Here is a 16,899-nt window from a genome sequence, read left to right on the forward strand (position 1 = left end):
CGGAAGTAAATCCTGCCCAGATTAATCTCAGCAGGATTTGTTAGTTGGGCAGCAGCACGAACAGCTGCCCATCACTGCGCATACGGCCGGCAATCTCACCGGCCTCGCTTCCTGTTCCAAAAAAGATATCGCTTCGGTGGGCGCCAAGAATGGCGCTACCGGTGTCTTGCGCAATCATCAGCCGCTGAAACGGAACGCCAGGATCACGCGGTGGTGCTGTGGGCCTGGGTACGCGCGTCGACATATAGACAAGGCTTCCGGTGGTAATGAATCTTGGGTCCACCGCGAGCGAGCGCTGTGCCGTCAAGGGCAACCCCATCGAACCCAGCGGCCCGTTTGCAGCATTTAAGTTTGAAATCTCTTTAAAGAAAACCACACTTGGGTTCTGGTGCAAGAGCTCGTCGCGCCGATGGGGGTTGGCCGCCACCCAGGCCTTGATCCCTTGCATGGAGGCATCACTCACACGGAGTTCGCCCTTTTCCACCAAATACTTCCCAATCGATCGATACGGATAGCCGTTTTGTTCGGCATAGCCCACCCGAATCGATTCGCCATTGGGTAGTTGAATGCGGCCCGAGCCCTGAACCTGCAAAAAGAAAGCCTCAATCGGATCGTCGACCCAGAGTAATTCTTGGCCGGCGAGCAGACCCTTGGATTCAATTTCTGCCCGCGTGGGATAGGGCACCACCCGATTGCCCTCGAGTCGGCCCCGAAGCCTGAGCGCCTTGATCTCGGGATAGATCGACGACAGGTCCACATTGATCAGGTCTTTCGGGGTTCGGTAAAGCGGCACCTGATACGGCCCGCCCCGGCTGCGTGAACCCCGCAACAGCGGCTCGTAATAACCGGTGATGGTTGCGGACCGGGCACCATTGGTATCGCTTAATTCATGGGGCGTGAATCGGGACTCAATCAATTGGCGAATCGCAGTGCTATCGCCCGCAGAAATTCCATCGGCTTCCCGACAGATACCCGCCCAGTTACTCGCCCGCAGCCGCATAACAGCACAGTTGTTCGACAGGGCCTGCCAGAAGCCCTTGAAATCCTCAAACTCCCAGCCAGGCAGGTCGCCAAACCGAATTGGCCGAAGCGTGGCCATAGGGCCCGGACCCACCCCATTTGCAGGAGCGCCGTTAGGCCGTGTGGGCTGGGCCGCCTGCCCCTTGGCCCTCCCGCTGCCAGATGCCGCACTCCCTGGTTGGCCTCTCAAGCCCTGGGCCTCGCTGATGGGGGCCTGGGCCAGCGCCTGTTGCGCATGGGCTGAATCAATCAGGGCGGCCGCACCCCCCGCCCCAAGCTCGACACTGAAAACCATTGCCAGCAGCCCGATTACTCGCAGGGTCTGGCTCTTAAAATGGCGCGTTATCAACTTGGGGTCAGCAGTCATGTGGCTTATTTTCCTTGAGGCCGGGCTTGCTCTGGCAATTTTTCTGTTCATTATCTGGTGGACCATGCGGGGGAAGCGCTGATCTAGAATGCGCTTATGAGCGCAAACCCCACCTATCGTATTGCCCCGAGCATTCTGTCTGCTGATTTTGCCCGCCTGGGCGAAGAGGTTAGCCGAGTCGAAGCAGCAGGTGCCGATTTCATCCACTTCGACGTGATGGACAACCATTACGTTCCGAATCTCACCATCGGGCCCATGGTCTGCAAAGCCATCCGGCCCCACGTCAAGATCCCGATTGATGTGCATTTGATGGTCTCCCCGGTGGATGCCCTGGTGGTGGACTTTGCCAAGGCCGGCGCAAATCTGATCACCTTTCACCCCGAGGCTTCGCCCCATGTCGATCGCACCCTGCAGTTGATTCGTGATCAGGGCTGTAAAGCGGGCATTGTGTTGAATCCCAGCACGCCGATTGAGCACATGGACTGGGTCATGGACAAGCTGGACATTGTCTTGCTCATGTCGGTGAACCCTGGCTTTGGTGGCCAGTCCTTCATCCCCAACACGCTGCAAAAGTTAAAAGCCGTGCGCGCCAAGATTGATGCCTATACTCAGGCAGGTGGCCAGTCGATTCTTTTAGAAGTCGATGGCGGAGTCAAGGTTGACAACATTGCGTCTGTGGCAGCTGCCGGTGCTGATACGTTTGTGGCGGGCTCGGCCGTGTTTGGTGCACCTGATGCAGATGGCGGCTATCGGGGAATCATGTCTAAGTTTCGAGACCAATTGCAGTGACCAGTCTGACCGAATTTCAGGCGCTGGCGGCCCAGGGCTATAACCGTATTCCGTTGGTGCGTATGCTGCAGGCGGACTTAGACACGCCGCTCTCGCTCTATCTAAAGCTTGCCAATCAGCCCAATAGTTTCTTATTGGAATCGGTCGTGGGTGGGGAGCGTTTTGGCCGCTATTCGTTTATTGGCCTGCCGGCCCGCACCCGCATTGAAGCGCGTGACGATGCCATTACTGTGAAAACCGATGGCAAGTTGGTTGAGTCCCATACCGGTGATCCAATCGAGTTTGCTCAAGCGTACATGTCGCGCTTTAAGGCTGCGATCACGCCGGGCCTGCCCCGCTTTTGTGGTGGTTTGGCGGGCTACTTTGGCTACGACACGGTTCGTTTTATTGAGTCGCGCCTTCGTAATCAAAAAGCCAAGCAAAAAAGTGATCCACTCAATGCGCCAGACATTGTGCTGCTGCTCACCGAACAGCTGGCGATCATTGATAACCTGGCGGGCCGGCTCTATTTGATTGTGTATGTGGACCCAACAGCACCTGCCGGTGTCGATGCGGCCTATGCAGCGGGTCTTGCAGAGCTCGATCGGCTCGAAGCCAAGCTCTCTACCCACGTGGTGCCACCGAAGGCTGACAAGCTGGCGCCCACAGAAGTCATTCGGGATTTCAAAAAAGAAGACTTTTTAAAAGCGGTCGCTGTTGCCAAAGAATATGTTGCGGCTGGCGATGTGATGCAGGTGGTCATTGGCCAGGCCTTAAAGAAAACATATGCGGGCTCACCGCTTACGCTTTATCGTGCCCTGCGTTCGATCAATCCATCGCCGTATATGTATTTTTATGATCTGGGCGATTTTCAGATTGTCGGTGCCTCGCCAGAAATTCTGGTGCGCCAAGATCGCATCGAACACAACGGCAAGCGCGAGACCCGCGTGACCCTGCGGCCCATTGCGGGCACCCGCCCGCGCGGCAAAACGCCGGAAGAGGATGTGGTACTGGAGCAAGAGCTCATTGCAGACCCCAAAGAGCGGGCCGAGCATGTCATGCTGATTGATCTTGCCCGCAATGACATTGGCCGCATTGCCCAGACCGGTTCGGTCAAAGTCACCGAACAGATGGTGGTGGAGCGTTATTCGCATGTGATGCACCTGGTCTCAAACGTCGATGGCCTGCTCAAACCAAACTTAAGTGCGCTTGATGTGCTGCGGGCGTCTTTCCCTGCGGGCACCTTGACAGGCGCGCCCAAGATTCGCGCCATGGAAATCATTGATGAGCTAGAACCCAGCAAACGCGGTGTCTATGGGGGTGCCTGTGGCTACTTGTCGTTTGCGGGGGATATGGATCTGGCCATCACCATTCGTACCGGTGTACTGAAAGACGGCATTCTCTATGCCCAGGCGGGTGCGGGGATTGTGGCTGACTCGGTGCCCGAGATGGAATGGCAGGAAACCGAGAACAAAGCCCGTGCGGTGATTCGTGCGGCTGAGCTTGCGGAAAATGGTTTGGTGCCATCAGGGGGTTCGAAATGAAAGTCCTGATGATTGATAACTACGATTCATTCACCTACAACCTGGTTCAGTACTTTGGCGAACTTGGCGCAGACGTTGAAACAATTCGCAACGACGCCATTACGGTTAAAGAAATTCTTGGTCGAGGTGCAGCCACGCGCCCAGACCGTATCGTGATTTCACCCGGCCCCTGCAGCCCTGCCCAGGCTGGCATCTCTGTGCCCCTAATTCAGCAGGCCGCAGGCAAGATCCCGCTGCTGGGTGTCTGCCTGGGCCATCAGGCCATCGGCGCCGCCTTTGGCGGCAAGATTATCCGCGCGCAGACCCTCATGCACGGCAAGACATCCGAAATTCAACACAACGGCAGCGGCGTATTTCGTGGGCTGCCCAGCCCCATGACCGTGATTCGATATCACTCGCTTGCTATTGAAAGGGCGAGCCTACCGAAAGAATTAAGCATCACCGCTTGGACCGATGACGGTGAAATTATGGGTGTTCAGCACAAGACCCTGCCCATTCATGGCGTGCAGTTTCACCCCGAATCGATACTGAGCGAGCATGGCCATGCCATGCTGAAAAACTTTTTAGATAACCCCTAATGTCTGTTGCGCAGCCGCTGTCCGCGGGTGCACCAGTCCAACTGTTGAAAGAGTGGCCATGGCCTTTACGATCCCTCAAGCCCTAAATCGCATTGTTGCCCACCAAGACTTAACGCATGGCGAGATGATCGACATCATGCGGGCCATGATGTCGGGCGAGACCTCGCAGGTGCAGACGGCGGGTCTGCTGGCGGCCCTGCGTGTGAAAGTGGAAACCACCACTGAGATTGCCGCCGCCGCCGCGGTGATGCGTGAGTTCTCCACCAAGGTCGATGTGGATGTGCCGCATCTGGTTGATATGTGTGGCACGGGCGGTGATGGCGCCCACACCTTCAACATCTCCACTGCAGCCATGTTTGTTGCTGCGGCTGCCGGTGCCAACATCGCCAAGCATGGCGGCCGCTCGGTCTCATCGACATCGGGAAGCGCAGATATCTTGGAAGCCTTAGGGGCCAATATCCATCTGCCGCCAGCGCAGGTGGCCAAGTCGATTCAACAGTCGGGCATTGGCTTTATGTTTGCGCCCAATCACCACCCCGCCATGAAACACATTGCGCCGGTTCGAAAAGAGCTTGGTGTGCGAACTGTGTTTAACATTTTGGGCCCACTCACCAACCCCGCGGACGCCAAACATCAGCTCATGGGCGTATTTCACATCGAGCTGGTCGGCATCATTGCCGAAGTGTTGCGTAAACTTGGCTCAGACCATGTTCTAGTGGTCCATGGCCATGGTGGTCTGGATGAAATTGCCATTACCGGTCAGACATCGATCGCGGAACTTAAGTTTGGCCATGTGGAGCAGTACCACATCACAGCCCAGCAATTTGGCTTTCCCAACTACTCAGTCCAAGAGTGTGATGCAGCGCTACGAATCACCAGCGTGCAAGACTCAATGGACAAGATCAATCGGGTGATGAATAACGAGTCTGGGCCCGCACGCGATATCGTGGCCTTAAATGCTGCGGGGGCCCTGTTGGCATCGAATGTTTCTGAGAGCTGGCAGGCAGCAGTCGATCTTGCTTTGCGCACGATCGCAAGCGGCGCTGCGAAGAAAAAATTAAGCGACTACGTAGCGACCACCCAAGCCTTGGCGGCAAGTGCAGGCTAAGTCATGACTGATATTTTGAACAAAATCCTGGCGGTCAAGGCCGAAGAAGTAAAAGCAGCCAAGGCATTGCATTCTGAGCAAGAGCTGCTTAGCCAGATTCGCCATCAAGCCTCGCAAACCGAACACCAGCCCCGTGGCTTTGTAAATGCGATCCGTGCCAAGCACGCCAAGGGCCAGCCGGCCGTGATTAGCGAGATCAAGCGGGCCAGCCCCAGCAAGGGGCTACTGCGCGATCCCTATCGCCCGGCGGACATTGCCAAAGACTATGAGCAAGGCGGTGCAGCCTGTTTGTCGGTGTTGACCGATAAAGATTTTTTTCAGGGAAGCCCAGAAGACTTAATCGCAGCCCGTGCCGCATGCCAACTGCCCGTCTTGCGCAAAGACTTTATGGTGGACCCCTATCAAGTACTGCAGGCCCGCGCCTGGGGCGCGGATTGTATTTTGTTGATTGTGGCTGCGCTCACCGACACACAGATGCAGGAGTTGGAATCTGCCGCGCTGAATCTTGGTATGGATGTCTTGATTGAGACGCATGATCGGCACGAGCTGGAGCGTGCCTTGCGCTGTAAGTCACCCTTAATGGGAATTAACAATCGCAACCTGCGCACTTTCGAAACATCGCTCTCGATCACGCTTGACATGGTGGGCATGGTGCCGCCCGATCGCATCATCGTGACCGAAAGCGGTATTCACACAGCTGCAGATGTTGCCCTGATGCGCAAAGCGGGCGTTGAAACATTTCTGGTTGGCGAGGCCTTCATGCGGGCAGCATCGCCCGGTGCACAACTTAAAACACTTTTCTTTGAATAATTTTTAAGTAGTAAAAGTCTGTGTAAAAAACTGCCGTTAATTTTCTAATTCAATGTTCATCATCAGGGAGAGCACATCGATGTCTACAGAACAAAACGCCGCCACTGAAGCGCCCATTCTTACGGAGGTCCAGGGCCGCGCCGCCATCATTCGATTCAATCGCCCTAAGCAACTTAATGCATTAAACGACGCCGTGATGGATGCGCTTGGTGCAGCACTATTGGCTTTTGATGCCGATGATGCAATCGCCGCCATCATCATTACCGGTAATGAAAAAGCATTTGCAGCAGGCATGGACATCGCCGGTGCCAAAGATTTGAGCTACGCGGAAGTTGTGAACAGCAACATGATCACGCGCAACTGGGAAGCGCTTTTAAAAGTGCGCAAGCCCGTGATTGCTGCAGTGAATGGCTACGCACTCGGGGGCGGCAGTGAATTGGCCATGATGTGCGACCTGATTGTGGCCAGCGAAGACGCAAAATTTGCCCAGCCCGAGGTCAAACTCGGCATCCCACCGGGCGCGGGCGGCACCCAGCGTACTGCTCGGGCCCTGGGCAAGGCCAAGGCCATGGATCTGTGCCTTACCGGCCGCATGATGGATGCCCAAGAGGCGGAGCGCTGTGGTCTGGTCGCCCGCATCGCCCCGGCCGGCAAGGCTTTGGACGAGGCGCTGGCCATGGCCCAGACCATGGGTCAGTACTCCTTACTGACTCTGCGGACCATTAAGGAGTGCATTAATCAGTCCTTCGAGACCCCGTTGACCGAGGGAATACGCTTTGAGCGGCGCATGTTTCATGCCGCTTTTGCCACCCAAGACCAAAAAGAGGGCATGGCGGCCTTTATTGAAAAGCGCCCCGCAGCCTTTAAGAACAAATGATTTTTTTATCTAAAATGGCGTCGGCAAGCCGTCTATGGCCTATTTCACACAAAAAAGAGATGGCCCCAAAAAAGCCATTTGACATCGGATAAATTACCCCCCATAATTCCATCTCTTCGCTGCTCACACGTAGCAACGCAGTAAAAAATCGGATTGTCGGCATGGCCCGGGAATCCTTTTCTCTGCGAAAACGTGTTGATGTGGCGAATCGCTCTTTAACAATGAACAGCCGATAAGTGTGGGCACTTGGGGTAACGGCGCAACAGTTCTCGGTCAGGGTCAAACCTGATTCGAAGCTGATGCTCAAAAACTAAGTGCTCACAAAAATAGACGTGTATTTGTCTGTCAAGAGAAATACTCGTCAATTTGTTGAGTTAAGAAATATTGCGTCAGATGTAAATTAGACGCCACGAGATTGAACTGAAGAGTTTGATCCTGGCTCAGATTGAACGCTGGCGGCATGCCTTACACATGCAAGTCGAACGGCAGCACGGGAGCTTGCTCCTGGTGGCGAGTGGCGAACGGGTGAGTAATACATCGGAACGTACCCAGTAGTGGGGGATAACGCACCGAAAGGTGCGCTAATACCGCATACGACCTAAGGGTGAAAGCGGGGGACCGTAAGGCCTCGCGCTATTGGAGCGGCCGATGTCTGATTAGCTAGTTGGTGAGGTAAAGGCTCACCAAGGCTTCGATCAGTAGCTGGTCTGAGAGGACGATCAGCCACACTGGGACTGAGACACGGCCCAGACTCCTACGGGAGGCAGCAGTGGGGAATTTTGGACAATGGGCGAAAGCCTGATCCAGCAATGCCGCGTGTGCGAAGAAGGCCTTCGGGTTGTAAAGCACTTTTGTCAGGGAAGAAATCTTTTAGGCTAATACCTTGGAAGGATGACGGTACCTGAAGAATAAGCACCGGCTAACTACGTGCCAGCAGCCGCGGTAATACGTAGGGTGCGAGCGTTAATCGGAATTACTGGGCGTAAAGCGTGCGCAGGCGGTTTGTTAAGACAGTCGTGAAATCCCCGGGCTTAACCTGGGAACTGCGATTGTGACTGGCAAGCTAGAGTACGGCAGAGGGGGGTAGAATTCCTGGTGTAGCAGTGAAATGCGTAGAGATCAGGAGGAATACCGATGGCGAAGGCAGCCCCCTGGGCTAGTACTGACGCTCATGCACGAAAGCGTGGGGAGCAAACAGGATTAGATACCCTGGTAGTCCACGCCCTAAACGATGTCAATTAGTTGTTGGTCCTTTATTGGATTAGTAACGTAGCTAACGCGTGAAATTGACCGCCTGGGGAGTACGGTCGCAAGATTAAAACTCAAAGGAATTGACGGGGACCCGCACAAGCGGTGGATGATGTGGATTAATTCGATGCAACGCGAAAAACCTTACCTACCCTTGACATGGTCGGAATCCCGCAGAGATGTGGGAGTGCTCGAAAGAGAACCGGCACACAGGTGCTGCATGGCTGTCGTCAGCTCGTGTCGTGAGATGTTGGGTTAAGTCCCGCAACGAGCGCAACCCTTGTCATTAGTTGCTACGAAAGGGCACTCTAATGAGACTGCCGGTGACAAACCGGAGGAAGGTGGGGATGACGTCAAGTCCTCATGGCCCTTATGGGTAGGGCTTCACACGTCATACAATGGTCGGTACAGAGGGCTGCCAACCCGTAAGGGGGAGCCAATCCCTTAAAACCGATCGTAGTCCGGATTGAGGTCTGCAACTCGACCTCATGAAGTCGGAATCGCTAGTAATCGCGGATCAGCATGTCGCGGTGAATACGTTCCCGGGTCTTGTACACACCGCCCGTCACACCATGGGAGCGGGTTTTACCAGAAGTAGCTAGCCTAACCGTAAGGAGGGCGGTTACCACGGTAGGATTCGTGACTGGGGTGAAGTCGTAACAAGGTAGCCGTATCGGAAGGTGCGGCTGGATCACCTCCTTTCTAGAGATCGCGCCAGCGCTCTAAGTGTCCACTCTTATCGGCTGCAACCATATGGGTCTGTAGCTCAGTCGGTTAGAGCACCGTCTTGATAAGGCGGGGGTCGTTGGTTCGAATCCAACCAGACCCACCACCGACTTTGTTTTCGGGGGTGTAGCTCAGCTGGGAGAGCACCTGCTTTGCAAGCAGGGGGTCATCGGTTCGATCCCGTTCACCTCCACCAAATATGTGTTGGCTGTTCATGTAAAAGTTTTTTGTTGTTGTTTGGCTGTTGATCGCCCACCGGGCATCAAAGCGAAACAGGAACAATCGCTCTTTAACAATCTGATCTTTAACGCGTAATCCAGTGATGAGCTGGATTACGAGTTGTGATTGCTTTAATCACACAAGTTGTTCTCAAGCAAATGCGTGAAGAAATTCGGCATGTCGGCTTTAAAGTAGTAAAACCTATAACGTCGCTAACGTTATAGGGTCAAGTGAATAAGTGCATATCGTGGATGCCTTGGCGATTACAGGCGATGAAGGACGTTGTAGACTGCGAAAAGCTTCGGGGAGCCGTCAAACAGGCTTTGATCCGGAGATGTCCGAATGGGGAAACCCACCCGCAAGGGTATCCCACACTGAATACATAGGTGTGCGGAAGCGAACCCGGTGAACTGAAACATCTAAGTAGCCGGAGGAAAAGAAATCAACCGAGATTCCGAAAGTAGTGGCGAGCGAAATCGGACAAGCCTTTGAGTTTTAGCAGCTTTGTTAACAGAACGGTCTGGAAAGGCCGGCCATAGTGGGTGATAGCCCCGTATGTAAAAACATCGTTGTGGAACTAAGCTCAAGACAAGTAGGGCGGGACACGTGTAATCCTGTCTGAACATGGGGGGACCATCCTCCAAGGCTAAATACTCGTAATCGACCGATAGCGAACAAGTACCGTGAGGGAAAGGCGAAAAGAACCCCGGGAGGGGAGTGAAATAGATCCTGAAACGATATGCATACAAACAGTCGGAGCCTCGTAAGGGGTGACGGCGTACCTTTTGTATAATGGGTCAGCGACTTACGTTTAGTAGCAAGCTTAACCAATAGGGAAGGCGCAGGGAAACCGAGTCCGAACAGGGCGATTAGTTGCTAGGCGTAGACCCGAAACCGGATGATCTACCCATGGCCAGGATGAAGGTGCGGTAACACGCACTGGAGGTCCGAACCCACTAGTGTTGCAAAACTAGGGGATGAGCTGTGGGTAGGGGTGAAAGGCTAAACAAATCCGGAAATAGCTGGTTCTCTCCGAAAACTATTTAGGTAGTGCCTCGTGTATTACTCCAGGGGGTAGAGCACTGTAATGGTAGTGGGGGTCATTGCGACTTACTGCGCCATAGCAAACTCCGAATACCTGGAAGTATGAGCACGGGAGACAGAGCACTGGGTGCTAACGTCCAGACTCAAGAGGGAAACAACCCAGACCGCCAGCTAAGGTCCCCAATATTGACTAAGTGGGAAACGAAGTGGGAAGGCATTGACAGTCAGGAGGTTGGCTTAGAAGCAGCCATCCTTTAAAGAAAGCGTAATAGCTCACTGATCGAGTCGTCCTGCGCGGAAGATGTAACGGGGCTAAGTCAATAACCGAAGCTGCGGATCTCGTAAGAGATGGTAGGAGAGCGTTCTGTACGCCTGTGAAGGTGACTCGTAAGGGTTGCTGGAGGTATCAGAAGTGCGAATGCTGACATGAGTAGCGTTAAAAGCAGTGAAAAACTGCTTCGCCGAAAGCGCAAGGTTTCCTACGCAACGTTAATCGACGTAGGGTGAGTCGGCTCCTAAGGCGAGGGCGAAAGCCGTAGTCGATGGGAAACAGGTTAATATTCCTGTACCGCCGTTCAATGCGATGGGGGGACGAAGAAGGTTAACTCAGCCAGGTGTTGGATGTCCTGGTTTAAGCGTGTAGTCGTGCCTGGTAGGCAAATCCGCCGGGCTTAGATGAGGCGTGATGACGAGCGGACTTGTCCGCGAAGTGAGTGATACCCTGCTTCCAAGAAAAGCCTCTAAGCTTCAGTTGAACGGTGACCGTACCGCAAACCGACACTGGTGCGCGTGCTGAATATGCTCAGGCGCTTGAGAGAACTCAGGAGAAGGAACTCGGCAAATTGATACCGTAACTTCGGGAGAAGGTATGCCCCTAGTAGGTGAAGGAGTACATCCGGAGCCAAATGGGGTCTCAGAGAATCGGTGGCTGCGACTGTTTATCAAAAACACAGCACTCTGCTAACACGTAAGTGGACGTATAGGGTGTGACGCCTGCCCGGTGCCGGAAGGTTAAGTGATGGGGTGCAAGCTCTTGATCGAAGCCCCGGTAAACGGCGGCCGTAACTATAACGGTCCTAAGGTAGCGAAATTCCTTGTCGGGTAAGTTCCGACCTGCACGAATGGCGTAACGATGGCCACACTGTCTCCTCCTGAGACTCAGCGAACTTGAAATGTTTGTGATGATGCAATCTCCCCGCAGCTAGACGGAAAGACCCCATGAACCTTTACTGTAGCTTTGCATTGGACTTTGAACCGGTTTGTGTAGGATAGGTGGGAGGCGTTGAGACGAGGATGCTAGTTCTCGTGGAGCCGTCCTTGAAATACCACCCTGATCTGTTTGAGGTTCTAACCTTCGCCCGTTATCCGGGCGGGGGACAGTGCATGGTAGGCAGTTTGACTGGGGCGGTCTCCTCCTAAAGAGTAACGGAGGAGTTCGAAGGTGCGCTTGGTACGGTCGGACATCGTGCCTAAAGTGCAATGGCAAAAGCGCGCTTGACTGCGAGACTGACAAGTCGAGCAGGTACGAAAGTAGGACATAGTGATCCGGTGGTTCTGTATGGAAGGGCCATCGCTCAACGGATAAAAGGTACTCTGGGGATAACAGGCTGATACCGCCCAAGAGTTCATATCGACGGCGGTGTTTGGCACCTCGATGTCGGCTCATCTCATCCTGGGGCTGTAGCCGGTCCCAAGGGTATGGCTGTTCGCCATTTAAAGAGGTACGTGAGCTGGGTTCAAAACGTCGTGAGACAGTTTGGTCCCTATCTGCTGTGGGCGCTGGAAATTTGAGGGGGCCTGCTCCTAGTACGAGAGGACCGGAGTGGACATACCTCTGGTGTACCTGTTGTCACGCCAGTGGCATCGCAGGGTAGCTAAGTATGGAAGAGATAACCGCTGAAAGCATCTAAGCGGGAAACTCGCCTCAAGATAAGATTTCCCTCAGGATTTAATCCTGCTAAAGGGTCGTTCAAGACCAGGACGTTGATAGGCTGGGTGTGGAAGTGTAGTAATACATTAAGCTAACCAGTACTAATTGCCCGTGAGGCTTGACTCTATAACCTTGGCGATGTCGAAAGACCAACCAGGTTAAAAGCAAGCCGCTAAATAGAATGTTGATTTGTTCCGCAAATGCGCCGAACAACTTGTGTGTTTAAAGCGATTACAACTCGTTAAAAATGTGGCCAATGAGCCACTACCGTTAAAGATCAAGGTTGTTGACAGTTTTGCCTGACGACCATAGCGAGGTGGTACCACCCCTTCCCATCCCGAACAGGACCGTGAAACGCCTTTGCGCCGATGATAGTGACTTAACTGTCGTGAAAGTAGGGCATCGTCAGGCTCCCTAAAAGAAAAACCCCAGCTCTAACCGGCTGGGGTTTTTTGTTTTCTGCTTGGGTTATTCCAAACAACTGGACCACCAAAACCCTCTCTGCGCTTTATACAAATAATCAGGCTAAGCTTTCTGCTCGCGAGTGATTCGTTTGTTGCGAACAGCATTGCCCTCTCGCGGGATTTTTAATTTTGTTATCCAAATCTAGATCGCCATTTCATTCGTGAATCCTCTCGTTATTGATTGCCACGGCCATTACACCACCCACCCTGCATCTCTTGAAACCTGGCGAAATCGTCAGGTTGCCTTCGCCCAAGGCAAATCATCAGATAAGCCAGCGCCAAAGGACCTGAAGATTTCGGACGACGAGATTCGCGAAACGATCGAAAAGAACCAGCTACGCCTCATGAATGAGCGTGGCACCGATGTCACCATCTTCAGTCCCCGCGCGGTCTACATGGCCCATCACATCGGTGGCTTTGATACGTCGGCCCAGTGGGCAGGCATTCTGAACGAGCTCATCTATCGCATCACGCAGATGTTTCCCCAGCGATTCATTGGCGGGGCCATGCTGCCACAGTCGCCAGGCGTACCGATTGAAACGTGCATCCCAGAACTTGAGCGGTGCATTCGTGAATACAACTTTGTCTGTCTCAACCTCAATCCTGACCCGTCGGGGGGCAAATGGGAGTCTCTGCCGCTGACGGACCGCTACTGGTATCCGCTCTACGAGAAAATGGTGGAGCTTGATATTCCGGCGATGGTCCATGCGAGCACCAGTTGCAATGCCTGCTTCCACACGACGGGCGCGCACTATATCAATGCCGATACCACGGCATTCATGCAGTTTTTGAATTCAACCTTGTTTAAAGACTTCCCAACGTTGCGCTTTGTGATTCCCCATGGTGGCGGTGCGGTGCCCTATCACTGGGGCCGTTATCGTGGGTTGGCCCAGGCACTGGGCCACCCTGAGTTGCGAGCACACATGCTCAATAACGTCTATTTCGATACCTGCGTCTATCATCAGCCCGGGATCAATCTGTTGTCTGAAGTTATCCCCGTAAAAAACATTTTGTTTGCATCTGAAATGATCGGGGCCGTTCGCGGAATTGATCCGGAAACTGGCTTTAACTTCGATGACACCAAGCGCTACATCGTCAATGCCCCGCAACTGACAGATGCGGATCGTGCCGCGATCTTTGAGCAGAATACCCGGCGGGTCTATCCGCGCCTGGATCAGATCCTGAAGGCGCAGGGGCGATAGATAAGCTTCACTAGTAGCAATCTCGATTACATAGATCAGCCTGCAAGATTGGTGATGTGAATGGTGATGTGAATACAGGGCAACAAATTCAAGTTTCTTAAGGAGAGTCTTATGTTTAACAAACCCAAGAAGTTACTCGCCGCACTGCTGGGCTTTGGATTCATCGTTCCGATCGCACCAGTGTTTGCGCAGGATTACCCCACAAAGCCCGTGCGAGTCATCATTGGCTTTAAGGCTGGCGGCGCAGTCGACACAGTCGCGCGTACCGTGGGCGCAGCCCTGTCTCAGCAGCTGGGCCAGCCCTTTGTGGTGGAATACCGGCCCGGTGCTGCGACCAACATCGCGATCCGGACCCTGACCGACGCTGCACCCGATGGTCACACCATCATGCTCACGGCCAACAATGCCGCGATTAACCCCGCGCTTTTTAACCCACCCCCGTTTGACCCTGAAAAAGATTTCGTTCCGGTCTCTCTCGTGGGCCGCGTGCCAGTGGTGATTGCAGCCAACACCAGTTTTCCCGTGAACACGCCGGCAGAACTTGTGAAGCAGGCCAAAGCCAAACCCGACACCATCAGCTTCGGCAGCCCTGGCAACGCCTCCACCCCCCACTTGGCTGTTGAGCTCTTTGCAAGTGCTGCCGGCATCAAACTTCGGCATGTGCCTTACCAAGGTGGGGCCACGGCCATTACCGATGTCCTCGGCAACCATATTCCTTTGGTGGCAACCAACGCATTAGAAGTCTCACCCCATGCCACGGCTGGCCGGCTCAAGGTATTGGCCGCACTGAGTGCCCAGCGCATCCCGACCATGCCCAACGTGCCGACCATCGCTGAATCGGGTTACCCAGGCTTTGAAGCGTCGGTCTGGTACGGCTTTATCGCACCCAAGGGCACGCCCCCTGCAGTGGTGAAAAAACTCCACGCCGAGATCCAAAAGGCATTGGCGACAGACGAGGTGAAAGCCCGTATGACCCAGGTGGGCGGTGTGGTAAGCCTGGGCAGCATTGATATGTTTGCCAACCTGCTGCGGTCTGAGCGGGCCCGTTATGCCAAGCTAATCAAAGAAGCCAATATCAAGCCCGAGTAGGGTAATTAAATGTAATGAGCAACGGTCGTCATGACCTTGCCGCTGGCTCGCATCAAGGCCTGTACTGGCCCGGGCAGGTCTGCACCGCCGTGATTAAGCGCAGTGTCACGGTGCTTAATCTCATCGATCTTCATCTGCTCAATCACCGCCTTGGATGCCTCATCGGCCTGCGGAATGCGCGACATATGCTCCATCAGGTGTTGCTCCACCTGCCGCTCAGTCTCGGCCAGAAAGCCCAGGCTGATGCGGTCGCCCAGGCGGCCGGCAACAGCGCCAATGGCAAAGGCACCCACATACCAAAAGGGCGACAGAATGGATGTACGGCTGCCCAGGGCCTCAATACGTTTAGCCGTCCAGTTCAGGTGGTCGGCCTCTTCCACGGCGGCCTCGTGCAGCAGCTTGGCCATTTCAGGGGTTTTGGCGGTGAGCGCCTGGCCCTGGTAAAGCGCCTGTGCCGCCACTTCACCGGAATGATTCACCCGCATGAGTGCTGCAGCTAATTTGCGTTCCGTATCGGTGAGATCAGCCTCTGGAATGTTCTTCGCAGGATAGGGCCGGCTGCTGGGCGGCGTGGTCGCGACCGACCGCAAAAAGTTGTCGGCAGCGTTTAAAAATTGGTCAATCGGATTAAGAGTTCGCATAGTGGGGTGAATGATCTAAAAATTCCCGTGACTGGGGTTTGATCTAGGTTAAATAACGCTTCGTCAGCAGCTGCCAAAACGTGGCGCCAATCGGAATCAGATCGTCATTAAAGTCATAACTGGGGTTATGCAGCGCGCAGGGCCCAAGGCCATGGCCGCGGGCACGGTGCAGACCATCTAAGTCTCCGTTGCCCAGAAAAATATAGGCGCCGGGCCTTTCTAAAAGCATGTAGGCAAAGTCTTCTGCGCCCATAGTGGGCTCCACCGACCGCTGCACCATGGGTTCACCCACAATTTCAGCAGCCACATCAGCTGCAAACATGGCCTCGGTTGCGTGGTTGATGGTGGGTGGATAGCTGCGAATAAATTCAAAATCAGCATGGGCGTTAAAGGCCGGCGGCAGCTGATTGCAGATGCGCCGCATGCCGTTTTCAATCGTATCCAGTGCACCTGTTGAAAAGGTACGCACGGTGCCCTTCATCACACAGGTATCGGGAATGACGTTAACCGCTTCGCCCGCATTGATCTGAGTGACCGAAATTACCGTGGCATCAATTGGCTTGGTCTCGCGAGAGACCAGGCTCTGAAAAGCCTGAATCAGGTGGCTCGCAATCAGCACAGGGTCGACGCCCAAATGGGGCATCGCCGCATGGGCACCCTTGCCCTTGAGCGTGATTTCAAATTCGTTGCTAGAGGCCATTATTGGCCCAGGGTTTATGCCAAATTCTCCAACCCGCAGACCTGGCCAGTTGTGAATCGCAAACACCGCGTCACAGGGGAAGCGCTCAAACAAACCATCATCAATCATGGTCTTGGCGCCACCACCACCTTCTTCAGCAGGCTGGAAAATAAAGACCACAGTGCCGGCGAAATCACGGTCCATCGACAATGCTTTGGCAGCCGCAAGCAATGTTGCGGTATGGCCATCATGGCCGCAGGCGTGCATCTTGCCGTGGTGTTTGCTGGCATGCTCAAAGGTGTTGAGCTCAGACATGGGCAGGGCGTCCATATCCGCCCGAAGCCCAATCATTTTTTTCTGCGCAGTTGGGGCAACAGGTTTGCTTCCCCGCAGCACGCCAACCACCCCAGTCTTGCCAATACCGGTGTGGACCTCGTCTACGCCATAAGCCTGCAGCTCATTGGCCACTAGTTCAGCTGTGCGGTGCTCCTCGAACCGCAGCTCGGGGTGGGCGTGAATGTCGCGGCGAATCGCCCGAATGGGGCCAATAATGCCGCTAATGGCGTCAGGGATTTTCATGGTTTG

Annotated in this window: 11 protein-coding genes, 2 tRNA genes and 3 rRNA genes; 13 read left to right on the plus strand and 3 right to left on the minus strand. The window is 54.3% G+C overall.

Annotated elements, in window-relative coordinates; translation table 11 throughout:
* Nucleotides 1-40: 40 nt before the first annotated feature.
* Nucleotides 41-1,387 (minus strand): murein transglycosylase A, encoded by a 1,347-nt coding sequence (locus tag AOB54_00975; protein ID WVN41990.1) that lies wholly within the window; start codon nt 1,385-1,387, stop codon nt 41-43.
* 96 nt (nt 1,388-1,483) lie between these two features.
* Between AOB54_00975 and rpe the strand changes: the two genes are divergently transcribed.
* From rpe to AOB54_01040, 13 genes are all read left to right on the plus strand, one after another.
* On the plus strand, nt 1,484-2,176 hold the full coding sequence (gene rpe / locus AOB54_00980; GenBank protein ID WVN41991.1) for a ribulose-phosphate 3-epimerase: 693 nt from the start codon (nt 1,484-1,486) through the stop codon (nt 2,174-2,176).
* Entirely contained in the window at nt 2,173-3,699 is a 1,527-nt protein-coding gene (gene trpE, locus AOB54_00985; protein ID WVN41992.1) for an anthranilate synthase component I, read from the plus strand. Before rpe ends, trpE begins: the two co-directional genes overlap by 4 nt.
* Entirely contained in the window at nt 3,696-4,277 is a 582-nt protein-coding gene (locus AOB54_00990; protein ID WVN41993.1) for an aminodeoxychorismate/anthranilate synthase component II, read from the plus strand. The genes trpE and AOB54_00990 overlap by 4 nt, the downstream gene beginning before the upstream one ends.
* 58 nt (nt 4,278-4,335) lie before the next feature.
* A complete protein-coding gene (gene trpD / locus AOB54_00995) occupies nt 4,336-5,385 on the plus strand; it encodes an anthranilate phosphoribosyltransferase (GenBank protein WVN41994.1) in 1,050 nt (349 codons plus the stop codon).
* Nucleotides 5,386-5,388: 3 nt separating this feature from the next.
* On the plus strand, nt 5,389-6,195 hold the full coding sequence (gene trpC / locus AOB54_01000; GenBank protein WVN41995.1) for an indole-3-glycerol phosphate synthase TrpC: 807 nt from the start codon (nt 5,389-5,391) through the stop codon (nt 6,193-6,195).
* 79 nt (nt 6,196-6,274) lie between these two features.
* The gene (locus tag AOB54_01005) at nt 6,275-7,072 is read left to right on the plus strand and encodes an enoyl-CoA hydratase-related protein (protein WVN41996.1); all 798 of its coding nucleotides are present in this window, start codon (nt 6,275-6,277) and stop codon (nt 7,070-7,072) included.
* 417 nt (nt 7,073-7,489) lie between these two features.
* Nucleotides 7,490-9,022 (plus strand): 16S ribosomal RNA (locus AOB54_01010).
* 53 nt (nt 9,023-9,075) lie between these two features.
* A tRNA-Ile gene (locus tag AOB54_01015) sits at nt 9,076-9,152 on the plus strand.
* 14 nt (nt 9,153-9,166) lie between these two features.
* Nucleotides 9,167-9,242 (plus strand) — tRNA-Ala (locus AOB54_01020).
* 247 nt (nt 9,243-9,489) lie between these two features.
* Nucleotides 9,490-12,365 (plus strand): 23S ribosomal RNA (locus tag AOB54_01025).
* A 172-nt stretch (nt 12,366-12,537) separates the two neighbouring features.
* Nucleotides 12,538-12,650, plus strand: a 5S ribosomal RNA gene (gene rrf / locus AOB54_01030).
* The 16S, 23S and 5S rRNA genes sit together here with 2 tRNA genes alongside, the layout of an rRNA operon.
* A 214-nt stretch (nt 12,651-12,864) precedes the next feature.
* On the plus strand, nt 12,865-13,905 hold the full coding sequence (locus tag AOB54_01035; protein WVN41997.1) for an amidohydrolase family protein: 1,041 nt from the start codon (nt 12,865-12,867) through the stop codon (nt 13,903-13,905).
* Between the two features lie 111 nt (nt 13,906-14,016).
* Nucleotides 14,017-14,994, plus strand: coding sequence for a tripartite tricarboxylate transporter substrate binding protein (locus AOB54_01040; protein WVN41998.1), 978 nt, complete (start codon nt 14,017-14,019; stop codon nt 14,992-14,994).
* 5 nt (nt 14,995-14,999) lie between these two features.
* On the opposite strand, the gene coq7 is transcribed toward AOB54_01040, so the two are convergent.
* Together coq7 and AOB54_01050 are read right to left on the minus strand one after the other, a co-directional pair.
* Complete coding sequence (coq7, locus tag AOB54_01045) at nt 15,000-15,635, minus strand: 2-polyprenyl-3-methyl-6-methoxy-1,4-benzoquinone monooxygenase (protein ID WVN41999.1); 636 nt, start codon at nt 15,633-15,635, stop codon at nt 15,000-15,002.
* A 43-nt stretch (nt 15,636-15,678) separates the two neighbouring features.
* The gene (locus AOB54_01050) at nt 15,679-16,893 is read right to left on the minus strand and encodes a M20 aminoacylase family protein (protein ID WVN42000.1); all 1,215 of its coding nucleotides are present in this window, start codon (nt 16,891-16,893) and stop codon (nt 15,679-15,681) included.
* Nucleotides 16,894-16,899 lie beyond the last annotated feature (6 nt).

It is taken from the genome of beta proteobacterium MWH-UniP1, from assembly GCA_036362785.1.
GTDB lineage: Bacteria > Pseudomonadota > Gammaproteobacteria > Burkholderiales > Burkholderiaceae_A > Lacustribacter.